This window comes from Bremerella cremea, from assembly GCF_003335505.1.
Taxonomy (GTDB): Bacteria; Planctomycetota; Planctomycetia; order Pirellulales; family Pirellulaceae; genus Bremerella; species Bremerella cremea_A.
The window spans coordinates 512,017-531,424 of sequence record NZ_QPEX01000045.1 but is presented as its reverse complement, the minus strand read 5'-3'; the positions used below and the strand labels follow the sequence as shown (position 1 = coordinate 531,424).

The following is a 19,408-nucleotide window of genomic DNA, read 5'->3' as shown; positions in this document are numbered from 1 at the left end:
TGGTGGGTAGAGTTTTCGAGACGAAAGGCAACAGGGCCTCCCACTATTTTGCCGGGAGGCCTGTGCTGTGCCAAGCATGCGTTTGCTGCGTGCTTGGCTTTTCGACTCAAGGGGGACCTACCAAGGTAACGGCTTGCCATCGTTGCGTTGGAGCAAAAGCTGCAGGAACTCGCCAGACATTTCTGTCGGAAGTGCCAGTATGCTGCCATCGGCGCGAAGGACTTGCAACTCCAAGTGCATCGATTTGTCGAGGTGGTTCCAGGGTTTGGTCAGGTCGATTTCCAGATCGTCTGGCTTGGTCCAGATGACGGCTGCGTCGTCGTTTACGTTCAACAGCAAGGCCGTGTTGGAAATGCCATCGGAAAAGTCCCTAAATCGAACCCCGGTTGGCCATTTCTCTTTGGTTTCGGGGGTGGGTTGTTCGAAGGCCATGTTCTTGCCCAGCGGTACCAGGTAGGTGGTATGGTATTCAGGAGCCGTACTCACTGGATCTTTAAAGGTATCGGGCATGAACTGAATTAGCTGCTTGTTGTGTTCGCTGTCCCATGGTTCGTCCAAATGGAATTGTTCGTAAAGTTCTTGCTGTTCCAGAAACGGCAAGATGTGAACACGCCACGAGAGCAGCTTCTTACCATCTTTGCCTGTTGAGGCTTGGGCAGGTAAGGCCTGAACGGTGTCGTGGTAGTTGTGCATCGCCAAGCCGATTTGCTTCATGTTGTTGGTGGATTGCACGCGTCTTGCTGCCGCGCGGGCTTGTTGGACGGCGGGCAGCAACAAGCCCACCATCACCCCCATGATCATCACGTTTGTACCGACAACCGTATTAGGGTCTTGCTCGTGCTTGAGGACGAGCGATTTGCCTTCTCGCGTCGGTTTCAAGTTTTCAAACATTTGCGTGTTGGTGCGGACTTGATATTTCCCCATGGCAACTTGCAGTGGGTTTTCGCTTTGCAGATCCATCTCAGCCGCTTGATTGGCGAGCTGTTTTCCTTTGTCGAGTGCCGAGTTGATGAGCGTTTCCAGTCGCTTGGCTGCTGCTTCATCGACAGCGTTCAGCTTTAAGGCAGCCGCCGAAGATTCAATCAGGTTAATCCTGACGCTGATCGATTCGGTGTCGTTGGGTATCTGGCGAACTTCCGCAAACTCGGCCGGAATCTCTTCTTTTTCGAGCGATTGGTTGATGAGGTCACGAACGGGGGCCATGTTAAGAATGGCAGACAGGTCGGCGTCTTGGGTGTTCTCGGCTAACAGCTTGGCCGGTGTGGTTATGGGAGCGTTTGGACCGGCCTCGGCAATGTCGGCGACGATTGCTTGCATGCCGATGAGAAAAGTATGTTCGTCCAACAGATGCGCACAGCACATTTCGCCCGGAAAATCTTCAACGGCGAAGACTTTGCCTTTCAGCGTGGGGAAGAAATCGTCGAGGTCATCGCGCGTGGCGACGTAATCGACCAGCGAGCCAATCCCAGCGAAGAAGGTTTCCTCGTTGAGGGTTTCCGAGGTTTGCACAATCGCATACCCTTCGGGCTCTTCTTCGCCTTCAAACGGAGGCGTCATGACAAGCGTAATGCCGGTGATCTTCATGGGGTTAAAGCCAAAGTACTTCTTGCCGTACGCTTCAACCACCTCGACAGGATAAGCCCAGATGTACGGCGAAGTGAGAATCCGGTCGGCCTGGACTTGGATGATCCCTACTGCGTTCTCAGGAATAAACGATAGCCCGGCAATTTTCGTTTTCGGTGCCGAGGCTGCCTGCTCTTGAGCCACAAGAGCAGACGGGGGAACGGCCATCAGCGCGGAAAGAAAGCCGACCAGAATCGCGTGACGTAAAGATTGCATGGTGATAATTACCTCGATGAACGTCGATCGGTTGTTCCGGGAAAATTCAAAAGATGGCACACCAAGGTGCCTGGCAGTCGTAAAGAGGCCGCACGCCTACGGGAAGGGGCGTGCGACCAGAGAAGCTTGATGTTTAGACCGCAAGCATTAACGGGGCAGCCGCTGACCGTCGTTTCGCTGGAACAAACGTTGCAGGAACTTGGCTGTTGTCGTGGCAGGTAGCATCAGCACACTTCCATCGGCGAACGAAACCTGGATGCCTTCCGGATTGGTATCGTCCAGGTGATTCCAAGGGTTGTTCAGATCGACTTCCAGGTCATCGGGCTTGGTCCAGATGACGGCTGAGTCATCAGCGACATTGACAACCATGGCTGTGTTGGAAATTCCATCAAGGAAATCTCCAAAACTGGTTCCGGTAGGGAACTTTTCACGGGTATCTTTGGTCGGTTGCTCAAAGGCCATATTCTTGCCCAGTGGTACCAGGTAAGTGGTGTGGTACTTGGGAGCGTTGCTTTTGGGATCGCGATATATTTCAGGCATCTTTTCGATGAGTTTCTTGTTATGTTCGCTATCCCATGGTTCGTCAAAATGGAATTGTTCGTACAAGGCGTTTTGCTCAATGTACGGCAAAATGTGCACACGCCACGAAAGCAGCTTTTTGCCATCTTTATCGGTTGAGGCTTGGGCTGGTAACGCACCGAATGTGTCGTGGTAGTTGTGCATTGCCAGAGCGATTTGCTTCATGTTGTTGCTCGATTGCATGCGGCGAGCGGCGCTGCGGGCTTGCTGAACCGCTGGTAGCAACAACGCAACCAAAATCCCCACGACCGCCACGTTCGCGCCGGCGATGCTGTCTTTGTCTTGCTCGACCTTCAGGACCAGCGATTTGCCTTCACGAACGGGGGTTAGTGCCTCGAACATTTTGGCAGTCACGCGCTGCTGGTACTTGCCCATCGCGACTTCGATTTCGTCGTCACTTTGCAGCATTTGGTTGGCCTGCATTATGACCACTTGTTTGCCCAACTCCATCGCTGATTGGATCATCACTTCTAGTCGTTTGGCCGAAGGTTCATCCACGCCGTTGATTTTCAGCGTGGCCGAAAATCGATCGCTGGAACTCAGCTGCACCGTAACCGATTCGGTATAGTTGGGGATTTGCTTGAACATCCCAAACGGAGGTGGCAATGGCTGTTGGTTCAGTGCTTGATTCGCGATGTCACGCACGGCACCCACATTAAAGATCGCCATGATGTCGGAACCTTGGTTGCCTTCGGCCAGCATTTTCGCCGGGGCGGTTAGCTCGGCGTTGGGACCGGTCGAGATCACCTTACTCACCAAGCCTAACGTGCCAATGATGAAGGTATGCTCGTCCAGCATGTGGGCACAGCAGTAATCCATCGGGAACGCTTCCGTGTAGAACGCTTTGCCTTTGAGCTGAGGGAACCGTGTGGCGATGTCCTCGGGGCTCATGACCTCGTCCACTACCTCGCCGATGCCCGCGAAGAACGTTTCTTCGTTGAGTGTCTCGGAAGTTTTCACCACGGCGAAGATGCCTGGCTGGGGCATGCGTGGCGAAGGTGCCGTCAAAGCTACGGTAAACGCCGTGATCTTCATGGGGTTAAAGCCCAAGTACAAATCACCAACCGCCTCGGCAACTTCTACCGGATAGGCCTGGATGAACTTGTCCTCCAGAAATCGCCCAGCTTGAAGTTGGGCGACGCCAACCGCGTTTTCGGGAATGTATTTCAAACCGACCAGCGTTTCCTGAGCGGCTGGGGCAGCAGGTTCCTGGGCCAACAAAGCCGACGGCGGAAAAGCCATCGTGGCTGAAAGAAAGCCGATGATTAGGCTATGGAAGAGTGGTTTCATGAGTGGCTAGCCTCGGGTGTCTATTGGGTTAGTTTTAGGTGAAAAGGAGGGCAAAGCGGCGTATTACTCGGTAGACGATTGCCCATCGTTCCGTAGCAATAGGCTCAAAATGAACTCGTTTGACTGCTTAGGCGAAATAAAATCTTGGGCTCCGTCAGCATAACCGACTTGAAGAGCAAAGATACGAACGTTTCTGAGATGTTTCCAGGCATCGCTTCGGTCAACCTCCAAGTCTGCCGGCTTGGTCCAAGGGACAGCCGCCTCGTCTTCGGCATTTACCAGCATGATGGTCTGATCAATCCCGTCGGTGAAGCTCGCGAATTTCAAGCCCAAGGGAGATTTCGCTTGGGTTTCCTTCGTCGGCTGTTCGAAAGCCATGTCTTTGCCAAGAGGAACCAAGTAGGTCGTATAAAACTTAGGGGCTTTGCTGGATGGATCTCGATAGGTTGCCGGCATCTGGGAAATCAGTTTCTTGTTGTGCTCGCTGTCCCAGGGTTCGTCCAGGTGGAATTGATCGTACAGTTCTTCTTCGTCCAGATAGGGAAGCAAGTGAACCCGCCACGAGAGAAGCTTTTTACCATTATCGTCGGTTGATGCCTGGGCGGGCAAAGCACCGAAAGTAATAGAGTATTGAAGCATCGCAGTCGTGATTAATCGCATGTTGATTTGCGAGCGAACATGCTGAGCCGCTTCACGCGTTCGGTCGAGGGCCGGGATCAAGAGGGCGGTAATCGCCCCTGTTAAGATTGCATGCTGCTCAGTTGTGTCGGCTCCTTCCGGCGGAAGCTGTAGGTGAAGTTTCTTGCCTTCTCGCGTGGGGATCAACGTTTGGAACCAGGTCGTCAGAATCCGTTGTTGATACTTGCCCATCGCCACGGTCAGCTTGTCGTCACTCGCTTGCATTTCATGAACCGAGTTGAATAGCGACTGTTTGCCTTCGTCTAGAATCGACAAAAGGAGCTTTTCCAGGCGTTTGCTGGCTGCTTCGTCAACCGCTTCGATCTGCAGGTTCGCTTGAATACGATCGACAAGGCTAAGTTGCACAGAGACCGACTCGGCATCGTAAGGAGCTTGCTCGAACTTTTTGGGAAAAGGAAAACCGAATTTCTCGATTTTCTGGCGAATCGGTGCGAGTTTTACAACCGCCGCTAAGTCGACATGTTCTGGAACGGTGGCGAATTGTTGGGTTAGTACAGCGACTTTCTCCACCGCGCCTTCTTGCACAACCGGCACCACGAAACGCTCGTCGCCGACGAGAAACGTGTGCTCGTCGATCAAGTGCGACGCAAGAACTGGTATGGGCAAACGATTGTCCAGGAATACTTTCCCTCGCAATTGGGGAGCTGCCTTGGCAACGTCCTCTTGGGGGATGACGTGCTCTGCAATTTCGTCAATCCCGGCGAAGAAGGTCTCTTCGTGCAAGGTTTCCGCCGTTTTCACGATGGCCAGCAACTTAGGCTCTTCGCTCATCTCGACCGGAAAGGTCAGCACAAACGTGAGCGAAGTGAACTTCATTGGATCGACGCCGCCATATTTTTGGCCGAACGCGGTAATGACTTCGACCGGCTGCCCTTCCATATACTTGGTATTAAACAGTCGATCGGCCCGGATGTGGGCGACTAGCAGAACTTCTTCCGGATTAAACTTGAACGGTTGCGGTGAGTTCGCCTCGGCTGGGGCCGATGGTGCCTGGGCCTGCAGGGTTGGACAGAAGGATGCCATCGCAGCGACGATAAGAGTCACGACAAAAAACGGAATCGATTTCATGAGGAGATGCCTCAACTGACGAGATGCGCTAGTCCGGGTGGGATGAGTTTACTCCCTCAAGTTATATAATGATTAGGAGTCTCTTGCGACTAGTTTTCGTGCTGAATATTTCGGTGCGGAGTCGTTTTTTTCTTAATAATAGCCTCTCGATCACGCTTCCTCGGGCCTAGCAAATCAGGGGCGACCGCGTACGATGAAGGATTCCCTCTGGAACTTCGCTTTTGAGTACACGTGTGAACGAGCCATCAATTCTCAAGTTATTAGCCACCACCGCCTTCGGCATCGAAGCGGTCACCGCGCGCGAACTGCAGCAGTTAGGCTACCAAACCGAGATCATTGGTTCGGGCCGCGTTCGTTTTCAGGGAACCCTTACCGACGCCATGCGGGCCAATCTTTGGCTACGTACGGCCGACCGGGTGTTGATCGAAGTCGCCCAAATTCCGGCCGGAGACTTCGATGCCTTGTTTGAAGGGGTGAAACAAATTCCGTGGGAAGATTACATCGACGTGACTGGAGCGTTTCCGGTGAAGGGACGCAGCTACCAATCGCAATTAACCAGCGTACCGGCTATTCAGCGCAGTACCAAGCGAGCGGTGGTCGAGCGTCTGCAAGCTGCCTACGAAGCCGAACTGCCTGAGACGGGAGCGACCTTCACGATTGAAGTTGCCATTGCCAAGGACGAGGCGACGCTTACCATCGACACATCAGGAGCTGGGCTCAGTCGTCGTGGTTATCTCGATCAAGAGCGATTCGCGCCGATGAAGTCGACTCTGGCGGCAGCCCTGGTGCAGCTCAGCCATTGGAATCGCGAACGCCCGCTGCTCGATCCGTTTTGTGGAAGCGGGATCATCCTGATCGAGGCGGCCTTGATTGGCAAAAACATCGCTCCTGGTCTGCTGCGAGACTTTGCTTTGATCGATTGGCCTAGGATCGATCAAGAAGCGTGGCTCGATATGCTGGAAGACGCGCGGGCTCAGCAGGTCGACACCTTGCCGGAAACGATCGTCGGTTATGACGAAGACGCGTCAGCACTCCGTTTGGCGCGGCAGCAAGCGATGTCGGCGGGTGTCGATCAACACATTCACTTTCAAAAACAATCGTTTGCTGAACTTACCAGCAAACGGAAGTTTGGCTGCGTGATTACCAGCCCTCCTTACGACGATCATTCGCGGGCTCGTCGGGCCGAGTGGGACAAGTATCGCAGCTTCCCCGATATCTTACGGCGATTGCCGACCTGGTCGTTCTTCATCCTAACCGCTTTCCCCGAACTCGAACGAGCAATGGGGCAAGAGGCGAATCGTCGCCGGAAGATGTACAACGGCCGCGTCGAGTGTCACTACTATCAATACCATGGTCCTCCGCCACCGAAGAACGACGAACGTCCTGCCGAAGAGATCACGACGCCGGAAGAAGAAGTCGTCGTAGAGGCGCCGAAGCCGAAACGAACGTTCACGCCGGCTTTTGGTGGTCTGGACGACAAGGCCCGCGAGCAGGCCCAGTTGCTCAAGAACCGTTTGGTGAAACGGGCCCGGCATTTTCGGCGTTGGCCTAAGCGAGGTATTCACTGTTACCGCTTGTACGAACGTGATATCCCTGAGATCCCGCTGGTGATCGATATCTATCACGATTTTCTGCACATTACCGACTACGATCGACCACACGATCGAACGCCAGCCCAATATGCCGATTGGCTAGACAACTTGGCCGAGGCTGCTCGCCAGTCGCTAGAGATCCCTGAGGGGCATGTTTTTGTTAAGCACCGCACCCGGCAAGCAGGCAACACCCAGCACGAGAAAGTCGCCGACGAGTCGCGGATGGTTGTGGTCGAAGAAGGGGGACTCAAATTCGAGGTCAACCTATCCGACTACGTCGACACCGGGCTGTTTCTCGATCACCGGAACCTGCGGGCCAAGTTTCGCGAGGAAGCGGCGGGGAAACGTGTGCTGAACTTATTCTGTTATACCGGGGCTTTTAGTGTATACGCCGCCGCAGGTGGCGCCGCCTCGACGACGAGCGTTGACCTGAACGCGAACTATTTGGACTGGGCTGGCCGCAACTTTCAGCTCAACGGTCTTTCTATCGCCAAGCAGCACTTTATTCGGGCCGATGTGATGCAGTATCTGCGCGATCAGCCCCCCGGCGATAAATTTGACTTGGCGATCGTCGACGTGCCGACTTTCTCGAACAGCAAGCGGACCGACGACGTCTTTGACGTCCAGTACGACCATGTCGAACTGATCCAGCGAACGCTGGGCCTGATGAGCCAAGAGGGGGTGCTTTATTTCTCGAATAACTTCCGCCGCTTCAAGCTGGACGAAGAAGCCCTCAGCGGGCTAACAATCCGAGAAATCTCGAAACACACCGTTCCCGAAGATTTCCGCAACCAGCGAATCCACCGCTGCTGGCGGATTACCCGCTGAAAGCCCCTTTTCCCGATTGAGTTGGCGTAGCAAAATAGGTGGTTCCTTCCTGCGTGAAGCCTCTTAATGTAAACCCCAGAGAACGTAATGGACCTGAAGTCGAAAATCGCTCGGATCGATACCCGGCAAGACGACGTCGAGTCACAACTGCAAAGTGTCCGCGACAAGCTGAGCCCGAAGGGAAATATTGTCAGCGAGGCAGGCCGGCAACGGACGATTGCCGTTTTTGGCGAGCCCCTTTCGCCGCAGCAAGTGGTAGAGCGGATTTGCGCAGACGTGGAAGCACGCGGTTTGGCTGCGGTGCTTGAATATGGGCAGAAACTTGACGGCAAGCAGTTGTATTCCTCGACGATTCGCGTTTCCGAGGAAGAACTGCGTCTGGCCCATGAAGCTGCAGATCCCCAGTTTCTCGCAACGATCCGCGAGATCCGCGAGAACATTCTCCGTTTTCAAAAGGCAATTCTCCATCAAGATGTCGAGGTGCCGATCGAGCATGGGGGCAAATTACGGCAGCGGTATGCTCCTTTGAAGCGGGTTGGTATCTGCGTCCCAGGTGGGGCCGCCGCCTATCCATCGACCGTGCTGATGACAGCCGTCCCGGCGCTGGCCGCAGGGGTGGAAGAGTTGGTTGTGATCGCTCCACCTACTTCCTTTGGTAGCTACAATCTCGACCTGCTGGCAACGTGCGTAGAAATCGGCGTGAAAGAAGTTTACCGCGTGGGGGGCGCCCAAGGGGTGGCCGCGTTGGCCTACGGAGTCGAAGGGATTCCGAAGGTTCAAAAGATTGTCGGGCCAGGCAACTTGTTTGTCGCCTTGGCGAAGAAGCATGTGTTTGGTGATGTCGATATCGATTCGATCGCCGGACCCAGCGAAGTGGTGGTAGTCGCCGACTCGACCGCCACGCCGCAATATATTGCCGCCGATATGTTGGCCCAGGCCGAACATTCTCCCGGTAGCAGCGTCCTTATCTCGTGGGATGAAGCACTGATCGACGCCGCGCTGACCGAGTTGGAAAAGCAAGTTGCCGTGCTGGAACGCTGTGACTTAACGGTGCAAAGCCTGATTGATTTCGGCGCGGTTATTTTGACTCGCGACGAGGAAGAAGCTTGCCGGATTGCCACCGATTTGGCGCCAGAGCATTTGCACATCGCTACGCAAGACAGTGAAGCAACCGCCGAGAAGATTTTGACCGCCGGGGCGACTTTCCTGGGGAACTTTACCCCAGTGGCGGTGGGGGATTACGCGGCTGGGCCTTCGCACGTTTTGCCAACCGGGGCGACGGCGCACTGGGCCAGTGGGCTTTCGGCGAACGACTTTTTGCGTTCGCGGAGCGTCATTCACTTCACCGAAGATGGGCTCAAAGCGATTGCTCCGTTGGTCACCACGCTGGCCGACAAAGAGGGGCTAACCGCCCACAAGCGTAGCGTGACGATTCGTACCGAAACAGAGAACGGTTAGGAACAACCCATGGGTTACTTTCGTCCCGAGATCGAAGCGATTGCCGGCTACACACCGGGGGAACAACCGCAGGGGGGCAAGTTCATCAAGCTGAACACCAACGAGAATCCTTACCCCGCTTCCCCCAAGGTTGCCGAGGCGATTCGCCAGCGGCTCGATCAAGGGTTGGAAAAATATCCCGATCCGGTTGGCACAGCGTTTCGCATTCGTGCGGCGGAGGTCTTGGGGGTCGAGCCTGATTGGATCATGTGTGGCAACGGCTCGGACGATATTCTAACGATCCTCACGAGGGCCTTTGTCGGGGCAGGGGAGTGGCTGCGGTTACCGACGCCCAGCTATATCCTGTACAAAACTTTGGCTGAGATCCAAGGTGCCGATAGCGAAGAGATTCGCTTTAACGACGATTGGACATTGCCTCAGGCGTTCGGTGCGGCCAGCAATCATTTGAAACTTGCCTTTCTGCCGAATCCGAATAGTCCCAGCGGGACCGTTGTTCCGAAGCAGCAGCTGCGCGAGATCGCCGATTCGCTGCCTTGCCCGATCTTAATTGACGAAGCTTACGCCGATTTCGCAAACGACAATTGCATCGATCTGGTCCGTGAAAACGAAAAGATCATGGTCGCCCGCACGCTGAGCAAGTCGTATGCGTTGGCCGGACTGCGGTTTGGTTTTGTCGTCGCACAGCCGCAGATGATCGAGCAGTTGATGAAGGTCAAAGACAGCTACAACTGCGATGCTCTCTCGCTGGCCGGCGCTTTGGCGGCGATTGACGATCAGAAATGGGTTGCCGAGAACAAGGCCAAAGTGATTGCTACCCGCAGCCGAATGACCACTCGGTTACGAGAAATGGGCTTCATGGTGCCAGATTCGCAGGCCAATTTTGTGTGGGCCACACGACCAAACGTCAAACTTAAACCTGTTTACGAATTCCTCAAGCAGAACCACGTGTTGATCAGATACATGCAATACCCCGGTATTACCGAGGGAATTCGCATCTCGGTTGGCACCGATGGCCAAACCGATGTTTGTCTCGACTTGATCGAGCAATTCCTTCAGCAGAACCCGTAAACTCCGCATAATTGCTGCTTCATGACTCGCATTGCTAAAATCGAACGCGACACGACCGAAACGCAAATCAAGCTCGAACTAAACCTCGACGGCTCCGGTAACTTCACCGGTTCGACCGGCGTCGGTTTTTTCGATCACATGCTGCAGCTGTTCACGCGGCACGGCTGTTTCGACTTGAATGTCGACGTGACCGGCGACTTGCATGTCGACCAGCATCACACGGTGGAAGATACCGGCATTTGTATCGGTCAGGCCATTCGTCAGGCAATCGGAGATAAGAAGGGAATCCGTCGTTACGGGCACTTTACCCTACCGATGGAAGAGACCCTGTGCAGCACCGTTTGGGATTTAAGCGGACGCTACTTTCTGGTGTTCAACGCACCGTTTACCACCGAAAAGATTGGCGAGTTCGATACGGAACTGGTCGAAGACTTCTGGCAAGCGTTGGCCGCCAACGCGTTGTGCAATTTCCATGTGAACATTCACTATGGACGCAACAACCATCACATTGCTGAAGCGATCTTCAAGTGTGCCGCTCGCAGCTTGCGGATGGCGATCGAGCACGACCCACGTTCTCCGGGTGTTCCCAGCACCAAGGGAACCCTTAACGGGTAAAGACCGTTAAAGCTGGCAAAGGCAACCACTCTTCGCTCTCTATGTTTGCTATCGGGCAAGCTGCTTGTTAGTATTTTGTCTCAGGGAATTTCTTTTCTTGCAGCTGGGAGCGGTTGTTGATGTTGGGGCGTGGAATTGCCGCGATGGGGCTTGCGCTGTGCGTGGTTGCCAGTGCCGTCATGGCGCGGGAGTGGACCGATCAGACCGGTAAATTCAAGACGGAAGCCGAGTTCATCTCACTTAAAGATGGAATCGTAAAGCTACGCAAGCCAGATGGCAAAGAGATTACCGTTCCGCAAGATAAGCTCTCGTACTCCGATCAGGCATTTCTAAGTAAGCTGCCGAAAACGAGTAGCGGTACGCCCCTGGCCGCGCGAGATTTTGTCGAAATTAAACCGCCAGAAGGGGTGACGCTGGGGGAAGTGCGCCGCTTCAAAAAAGGAGGTGCCGCTTCCTGCTTGGTGTTTTCTCCCGACGGAGCAACGCTCGCTTCCGGCTTCTCGGGATCGCTCACGTTACGGAACGTTCCGCAGCAAAAATTGCTGCGCAAAAACGAAAAGCTCGGAAAGCTCTACTCGGTCAATGCTTGTGCCTTTCTGCCGGATGGTAATCGAATATTGGCAGGAGGCTCAGGCGCGGTCTATGTGTTTGAACTCGATGCGCTCGAACAATTGCGCGTCGTGCATTCGCTACCAAGTTCCGGCGGGCTCGCTCACGTGGCTATTTCCCGAGATGGCAGCAAGGCCGTTGGTGGCGGCAGTGAAGATAAGCTTTTCTATTGGGATTTAAACACAGGCAAGATGCTCGCTTCTTTTGCTGGCTTTAAGGACGAGATTCGCGCTTGCTACATCACGCCCAGCGGCAAGCAGGCCATGGCTACCGATGGAGCCACTTTAAGATTGTTTGATCTGGCAGAGAAAAAAGAGATTGAAAGCATGGACTTGATGACTGGCTACGCGTACCACGCAGCGTTTTCCCCTGATGGGCAGTACGTGGCTGTAAGTAGTCGGGATAAGCTTTGCATCTGGAATACGATTTCAGGTCAGGGGCACGAAATTACTTATAACAGACGACAGTTATCTCTCTGTTTTTCAACGGACAGCCAAATGTTGTTTTCTGGTGACGACAATAGTTTAAACGAATGGGAGCCAGCCACCGGCGAGCGTCTCAAGTCGACCAAGTACGACGAATTGACGAACGTTACCCAGATCGCTTGTTCTCCGGATGGGCGTCACATTGCTATCGCTGGTGGTTCTTCCAGTAACGATATGATCGTGCTGCGAATTGCCGAGTAGATGCCATTTACTTTTCCCTCTTTGCCTTTGTGGTGTTTCTGGAAATAAAAGCCGCTATGACTTGTCCTCGTTTTGCTTTTGCCTGCCGATTCGAAGCACTCGCGATGGTAACGCTGACGATTCTGTTGGGCACACTTGGATGTGGCAGCGGTGCGGGGGAACCTGGCGGCAATACTGGAGGTGGTTTGTTTGGCTCGGGGCCGGCTCAGGAGAAATCATTCGAGTCTACCGTCGTGAATGCCGCAGGCAAAATTGTGCCTTACGATAAGCAGCCCCCTTACAAAGCTCGCCCCACCGAACTGCATTATCAATTGGAAAAGACGAGCCGCTTTATCTACAAGGTCGAAACTACGGTCAACTTTCCTGATAAGGACTCGATTTACCTTGGGCAAATCACCTACACCGTTCCGAACCTAAGCCCCGAATACGTCCTGCGAAACCAAAAAAAGGAAGAACAAGAGGGGGAGGTCTTCGAGTCGAGTGGCACTGGGTTTGTTGTCCATGCCGAGGGTTTTTTGGTGACGTGTGCCCACGTTGTCGAGGGCTCTACCAAGATCGAGGCCCATATCGGCGGCAAGACTTATCCGGCCAAGGTGGTGGACATTGATAGCAAGCACGACTTGGCCCTGATTCGTGTCGATACGACGGGGCTAACGCCAATCGCGATCATGGATTCCGCTGAGGTGCAGTTGGCCGAAGAGATTCGTGTCGTCGGTTATCCGCTGTCGGATGTCTTGGGAGAAAGCTTGAAGATCGCGCGGGGAACGGTTTCCGGTATCGATAATGACCGGCCCAACCGCGTCTTTCAGCTTGATGCGACGGTGAACCCAGGTAACAGTGGCGGACCGGTTGTCAACGAGAAAGGGCATGTCGCCGGAGTGGCAACCTCGCTCTTGTCAGGCGATGGACTCTCGAACGTCGGCTTTGCGGTGCCGGCGAATCAAGTGCGAGAGATGCTCGAGCGGCAGAAGATACCTTTTCAAGCAGCTGACGCAGCAGAACCTTACTTGCGAGGCCCAGACTTGGCCAAACGAGTGACCCCTTCGGTCGCGTTCTTAAAGGTCACTTCAGGTCCCAATGGTGTTGGGACGGCGGAAGACAAAGTGGTTTCGTTTTCTGGCAGCTTGGCTCAGCACGTGAAGCCACAGATCGGCAGCATGTATCGGATAGCTGGCGTGCGGCCGCTATCCGATTCCGGCCATCTGTTGATGAAGCCGCATGGAGAACTCTCGTACAACGGAGGCGAACGTTTTCTGCCGAACTTCATTGGCTTCTTTAGCACCATTGGCTTGGAACCACTTCCCGAATCCGATTCCGATGAATGGCAGGTAGCTAACATTCGAATCATTCCCCAGAAGAAAGAATCGAAGTTGGTGGTCGAAGAAGATCCGTTAATGGCCGACCTGTTACGGCTGAGCCCTGCTTTGCAGAGCCGATTCCGTTTCGGATTGAATCCCCAAATTAAAGAGATCCCCTCGTACGATCTTCACCCAGCGGTGGAAAAGGCGGACTACAAAATCATCGCGCGGCGGGGCAATTTGATCGAAATCGAAAAGTCGTACGAACTAAAAACAATGCATGAAAATAGTCATATCCCATTTTTGCACTTGGTCGGCAAAGCGACGATTCAATTCGATAAGAAAATAGGCCGAATCCAATCGGTTAGTTACAAAGGAAGAGCCGACTACCATATCGACGACATCGATGTGAGCCTGCCGATGTCGTATAAGTGTACGTTGGAAAAGAACTATCCTCCCTACAAACCCGACCCTCAAGCCGTTGCTAAATCCAAGGAAACTTCGGTGCCGGTCGTGAAGGAATTGCCTAACGCAACGGGCTTGCGAAAATTGGAACTAGGTAATTAGCGAGGTTTTCTGGCGACCAGCAGCTTGGAACGGCTTCGGTTGCTTGCCAACGATTTCGGCTACGGGAGAATCGTTGGCTACACGTGGGCTACTTGCGAACGGAAGACATGTTGCGTCTCGATATATTTCTCGACACTTCGAGGCACCATGTATCGGATCGAACGGCCATCGGCGATCCGTTGCCGGATTTCGGTACTGCTGAGTCCGATCAGGGGCATTTCGACAAAGTGGTCTTTAATCTGCAGCATTTGCTCTTCGCTCAAGACTTCCGGTAGACGTCCCCAATCGTTCAAGTTGGAACCAGGGCGTCCTACAGTGCAAATCGTGGCCAACTCGCAAATTTCATTAATCGCCCGCCAATGAAAGAAGTCGGCAAAAGAATCTGCCCCAATAAGCAGAAAAAGTTGGGCATGCGGAACGATCTGGGCCACCTCGCGGAGCGTATCAACGGTATAGCTGACACCGCCTCGTTCCAATTCGATTGGACTGACTTTAAAGGCTTGATTGCCGGCGATCGCCAATTCCAGCATGGCCACACGATGGGCATTGGAAGCGGGATTTGCGTCTTGCTTTAGCGGACTGACAGCAGCTGGCAGAAACCAAACTTCGTCCAGCTGGCATTGTTCGCGGCACGATTCGGCGAGCAGTAAATGGCCATTGTGAATTGGAGAAAACGATCCCCCGTAGATTCCCAATCGCATTGCGGACCCCCTGATTGTATCGTCGTGCTAAATAGACGAGCCGTTTGGTTCGCGGCTGGGAAGGTGGTTGGTTACCTGTTATCGTATCGGTCCTGGTTAGACTTGGCCAGGATTCCCCCCGATTCGATTGTTTCCCAATTAAAGTGTAGCCCCATTTCGCGTAGGTTTGGTGAAGAATCAAAAAGGACTTTTCGGCGACGATTCAACCCCCTGGGAGCAAGACGATGCCCAGACGGGGCTGGTGGCTTCCGTTGTCATGTCGACCGGGCCAGAGCAAGCGTTCGATTACCTGATTCCCGACGAATTAAGCGGGGAAATCTTACCGGGACGAAGGGTTTATGTTCCCTTGGGGCGTTCCAACCGCCGGGTAATGGCGTACTGCGTTGCCGTAGAGCGGAAGGAGTATGGCCGTCGTAAGCTAAAGCATGTGCTGGCCTCGCTCGATCAACAAACGCTCGTTTCGTCGCACATGCTCGCCATGACCCAGTGGATGGCTGAGTATTACTTGGCAAGTTGGGGGCAGGTTTTAGAGGCCGTGATTCCCGCAGCCGTGCGAGGAAATGCCGGAACCCGCGAGGTCACGCTGTTGAGTGTACCTCCTCAGGTGGCGATGCAGCTTTCTACGTTGAAGCTAACCGAGAAGCAGCAAACCGTGTTGACGACGTTGGCCGCTGCCAGCAAGCCAATGACCCCTGGCGACTTGGCTGACAAATGCCGTGTGACCCAAGCCCCGATCAGCACGCTACGAAAAAAGAAGCTAATCGCAGCGGAAGTTCGCCGGGTGAGTCACGCGCATTTCGACGACCTCGATATCGAACGAGAATCGGCTAAGTCCCTTAGCGAAGACCAAGCTGCCGCACTGCGAACAATTCTTGCTCAGGTCAAAGCTCCCCAGCCGAAACCAATTCTCCTGCATGGGGTGACCGGCAGTGGTAAGACCGAAGTGTACATTCAGGCGATTCAAAACGTGATCGATCAGGGGAAGCAGGCGATTGTCTTGGTCCCAGAGATCAGCCTCACGCCGCAGACCAAACAGCGATTTGCCTCGCGGTTCGATCGGATTGCCGTGCTGCATAGCCACATGAGCGATGTTGAACGGCACTGGCAATGGAAGCGAATTGCCTCGGGGATTGTCAACGTAGTGGTTGGGGCCCGTAGTGCTGTATTTGCCCCGACACCCCATTTGGGGATGATCATCCTGGATGAAGAGCACGATACGTCGTTCAAGCAAGATTCGGTGCCCCGCTACCATGCCCGCGAGGTGGCAGCCAAACGGGCGGAACTCGAACAGGTTCCGCTCATTCTCGGGACAGCGACCCCTTCGTTAGAAACGTTCTACCGTGCCAAGCAAGGTCAGTACGAATTGATCAGCATGCCACGACGGATCGGCAATCGCCCCTTGCCAGCGGTTCGGACGGTCGACATGCGCTACGATAAGACGACTGGTTATCGGGGGGCGATTAGTCGCCAGTTGTATCAATCGATCCAGCGAACGTTACAGCAAGAGGGACAAATCATTCTGCTGTTGAACCGGCGCGGGCACAGCACGCATATTCAGTGCCCCGCGTGTGGGCACATTGTGAAGTGCCCACACTGTGAACTGCCACTGACGCATCACATTACCGATGGCAGCACGGTTTGTCATTACTGCGATTTCCGGAGTGTTGCCCCGCGTGTTTGTCCTGATGCCAAGTGCGGTTACTCAGGCATTCGCTTTTCTGGCATCGGCACGCAAAAGTTGGAACAAGAGGTCAAAGCGAAGTTCAGTTCGTACCCGATCATCCGGATGGACTCGGATACGATGAAGAAGCCCGGTTCGCATGAAGCGGCCTTGGAAAAATTTCGCAACCAGGAAGTTCGCATCTTGGTCGGCACCCAAATGATCGCCAAGGGGCTCGATTTTCCGAACGTGACCTTGGTGGGCGTAATCAATGCGGATACAGCGCTCCACTTTCCCGACGTGCGCGCAGGGGAAAGGACATTTCAGCTAATCACCCAAGTTGCCGGGCGAACCGGACGCGGGGATTTAGGGGGGGAAGTGCTGGTGCAGACGTTAAGCCCCGATCACCCAGCCATTGAAGCGGCCACCCGACATGACTACGCCTTGTTCGCCGAACGAGAGTTGCCGTTTCGCCGTGATTTTCAAATGACACCCTTTGCTCATATGGTGCGGATTATCGCTCGTGGTCCCACCCAACCGTCGGTCGAGCTGTTTATGCAGCAAGTGTCCGAGGAAATTACCCGTTTTATCGCCGAGAAGGGGGGAGACATCTCGCAGCAAGGGCCTGCCCCAGCTCCGATTGAAAAGTTACGGGGAAATTACCGCTATCACTTGCTTTTACACAGCTTCGATCGTCATTTAATGCGGGCCGCCGTACTGCATTGCCGCCAGAAAATTACCGTACCGGACGAGGTTTTGTGGATCGCGGATATCGATCCGATCGACATGATGTAGTTTCGTCTGGAAATCTGGGTAGTTTCAGAAAGGCAAAAGCGCTAGAATTCAAGAATGATCGTTTTTCTGAAGCGGTGTTCCAGTGCGGTCTCTCTTCTGGTTGAACACTGAAAACTGAAGATTGAAAACCACTTATGTCCTACCGTTCCATCAAACGCGTTCTCGGCGAGACCAATCTCGAACGAAAATGTCGTTTTCTATACGGGACGTGCCTACTGCTGCTGATTACCGGCAGCTTTTGGTGGTATGGGCAATCGACCGAGCAATTGGTGCATAGCAACAATCTGAGTACCGGTCGGCACTTAGTGGATGCAGTGCTGTTGAAAACCCACTGGAAGGACGACGCCGGGACGACTTACGGCTATGACGAACACGTCCAAGAGACCGGGCTGGAACTAGAGTACGTCTCGTACGATTGGCAGGTGATGACGCTCGACCCCGCCGACCGAGAGCTGGCCGCCACTCCGCATCGCGAAGAGCGGATTCATTTGCCTGCCAATGAAGAAGAAGCAGATATCTTGCGGCGGCTGAAAGAGATTCAAGAAACACGCGATAAAGATATCGTCGAAAAATTCCTGCGTACGCCAGAACCAGAAACGCGTGAAGTGGCCGACGAACTAGCCCAGGTTCGTCCCCATAATCCCGAAGGAGATCTGATCGATTATTCGCCGGCCTCGGAAGCGTATTACGATGCCGAGAATGAAGAGTACATCTACTACCAGCCCATCTACTGGAAACATACATGCGCAATCGCTTGCCACAACAACAACCTGCAAGCTGCATTTCCTGCTGGCGTTTTGGTTGAAAATCGGTTGCCGTTTAACGTGATCAAGATCATCAAGAAGGATGCCATCACCCAGTATGCGTTGACCAAGAACCGGGCTTATCTGTTGGCCACGGCCATTATCACGGTGGCCTTGTCGATGATCGCGTTGTATTTGATCGTACGGTACATCATCGTCAAGCCGCTGACACATCTACGAGATGTGAGCGACGAGGTTAGCCAGGGACACTTGGACGTGCGGGCCGAGATTTATACCGGCGATGAATTTGAAGATCTGGCCACGTCGTTCAATCGCATGTTGGCGCAGTTGATCGACGCCCAGAACAAGCTGACCTATGTGAACCGCGATCTGGGTGGCAAGGTCGATCAGTTGGCCCAGGCCAACATGCAGTTGTACGAAATGAACTGCCTGAAAAGCGACTTCCTGGCCAGCATGAGCCACGAACTGCGGACTCCGCTTAATAGCATTCTCGGTTTCTCTGACGTGCTGCGGGGAATCGATAGCTTGAATGACAAACAGAAGCGATACGTCGAAAACATTCAGAAGTCAGGTCGTTTGTTGTTGGACATGATCAACGACATTCTTGATTTGGCTAAGATCGAAAGCGGCCGGATGGAAGTCCGTGCTACGCGTTTCTCGGTGGCGGCGGTCGTTTGTGGCGCGTGCGATATGGTGCGGTCGTTGACCGAAGAAAAGAACATTGATCTGATTTGCCTGGTCGATCCTGACGAGCAGCCAGCGTTGCAGGATCAATCGAAGTTCCAGCAGATTCTTACCAATCTCCTTTCCAATGCCATCAAATTCACACCGGAAGGGGGACGCATCGGCGTAAAAATCCAGCGGATCGATAATCGCATGCACTTGTCGGTCAGTGATACCGGAGTGGGGATTGCGGATGAAGATCGAGAGATCATCTTCGAGAAATTCCGCCAAGGATCTGGCCCACAAGGCGATACCCTCACGCGAGAATACTCTGGAACAGGCCTGGGCTTGTCGATCGTGCGCGAGCTATGCCAGTTACTGGGCGGAACTGTGCGTGTCGAAAGCGAACTCGGCAAGGGAAGCACCTTCTATGTCGACATTCCTTGGGAAATCGAGGAACAACCAGACGTCCACGAGAATTCGTTTTCGTCGCGGATTGACGAAATTACCAAGTCGAAACATGGTGACTTCGTCCGCATTCATGGTTCGCGTCTGAACGACTCTCCTGAGACAATCGATTCGTCGACAAGCAGCTAAGGGGGAGTTATCCCACCTCGGCGGCGATTTCT

The 19,408-nt window shown here is 53.9% G+C and carries 12 protein-coding genes; 8 read left to right on the top strand and 4 right to left on the bottom strand.

Translation table 11 applies throughout. The features are described 5' to 3' along the window. Positions 1-117: 117 nt before the first annotated feature. From DTL42_RS22990 to DTL42_RS22980, 3 genes are all read right to left on the bottom strand, one after another. Positions 118-1,839, bottom strand: coding sequence for a DUF1559 domain-containing protein (locus DTL42_RS22990; RefSeq protein WP_114372613.1), 1,722 nt, complete (start codon positions 1,837-1,839; stop codon positions 118-120). 147 nt (positions 1,840-1,986) lie between these two features. Beyond that, entirely contained in the window at positions 1,987-3,708 is a 1,722-nt protein-coding gene (locus tag DTL42_RS22985; RefSeq protein WP_114372611.1) for a DUF1559 domain-containing protein, read from the bottom strand. A 63-nt stretch (positions 3,709-3,771) separates the two neighbouring features. Further along, the gene (locus DTL42_RS22980) at positions 3,772-5,475 is read right to left on the bottom strand and encodes a DUF1559 domain-containing protein (RefSeq protein WP_114372609.1); all 1,704 of its coding nucleotides are present in this window, start codon (positions 5,473-5,475) and stop codon (positions 3,772-3,774) included. Between the two features lie 233 nt (positions 5,476-5,708). On the opposite strand from DTL42_RS22980, the gene rlmKL reads away from it, so the two are divergent. The 6 genes from rlmKL (at position 5,709) to DTL42_RS22950 (ending at position 14,196) form a co-directional block, all read left to right on the top strand. Then, positions 5,709-7,895 (top strand): bifunctional 23S rRNA (guanine(2069)-N(7))-methyltransferase RlmK/23S rRNA (guanine(2445)-N(2))-methyltransferase RlmL, encoded by a 2,187-nt coding sequence (gene rlmKL, locus DTL42_RS22975; RefSeq protein ID WP_234824326.1) that lies wholly within the window; start codon positions 5,709-5,711, stop codon positions 7,893-7,895. Between the two features lie 87 nt (positions 7,896-7,982). Then, positions 7,983-9,353, top strand: a complete 1,371-nt coding sequence (gene hisD / locus DTL42_RS22970; protein ID WP_114372607.1) for a histidinol dehydrogenase — start codon at positions 7,983-7,985, stop codon at positions 9,351-9,353. Positions 9,354-9,362: 9 nt separating this feature from the next. Then, positions 9,363-10,421, top strand: coding sequence for a histidinol-phosphate transaminase (gene hisC / locus DTL42_RS22965; protein ID WP_114372605.1), 1,059 nt, complete (start codon positions 9,363-9,365; stop codon positions 10,419-10,421). A gap of 21 nt (positions 10,422-10,442) precedes the next feature. Then, complete coding sequence (gene hisB, locus DTL42_RS22960) at positions 10,443-11,036, top strand: imidazoleglycerol-phosphate dehydratase HisB (protein WP_114372602.1); 594 nt, start codon at positions 10,443-10,445, stop codon at positions 11,034-11,036. Positions 11,037-11,155: 119 nt separating this feature from the next. Further along, a complete protein-coding gene (locus tag DTL42_RS22955) occupies positions 11,156-12,331 on the top strand; it encodes an SHD1 domain-containing protein (protein WP_114372600.1) in 1,176 nt (391 codons plus the stop codon). Positions 12,332-12,387: 56 nt separating this feature from the next. Next, positions 12,388-14,196, top strand: coding sequence for a S1C family serine protease (locus DTL42_RS22950; protein WP_114372598.1), 1,809 nt, complete (start codon positions 12,388-12,390; stop codon positions 14,194-14,196). A gap of 77 nt (positions 14,197-14,273) precedes the next feature. Here DTL42_RS22950 and nadD read toward each other — a convergent pair whose 3' ends face one another. Further along, entirely contained in the window at positions 14,274-14,897 is a 624-nt protein-coding gene (gene nadD, locus DTL42_RS22945) for a nicotinate-nucleotide adenylyltransferase (protein ID WP_114372596.1), read from the bottom strand. A 169-nt stretch (positions 14,898-15,066) separates the two neighbouring features. On the opposite strand from nadD, the gene priA reads away from it, so the two are divergent. Both priA and DTL42_RS22935 read left to right on the top strand, forming a co-directional pair. Continuing rightward, positions 15,067-17,352, top strand: coding sequence for a replication restart helicase PriA (gene priA / locus DTL42_RS22940; RefSeq protein ID WP_234824325.1), 2,286 nt, complete (start codon positions 15,067-15,069; stop codon positions 17,350-17,352). Positions 17,353-17,486: 134 nt separating this feature from the next. Then, positions 17,487-19,376: a sensor histidine kinase gene (locus DTL42_RS22935; protein ID WP_114372593.1), complete on the top strand. Its 1,890-nt coding sequence runs from the start codon at positions 17,487-17,489 to the stop codon at positions 19,374-19,376. The last annotated feature ends 32 nt before the right edge of the window (positions 19,377-19,408 follow it).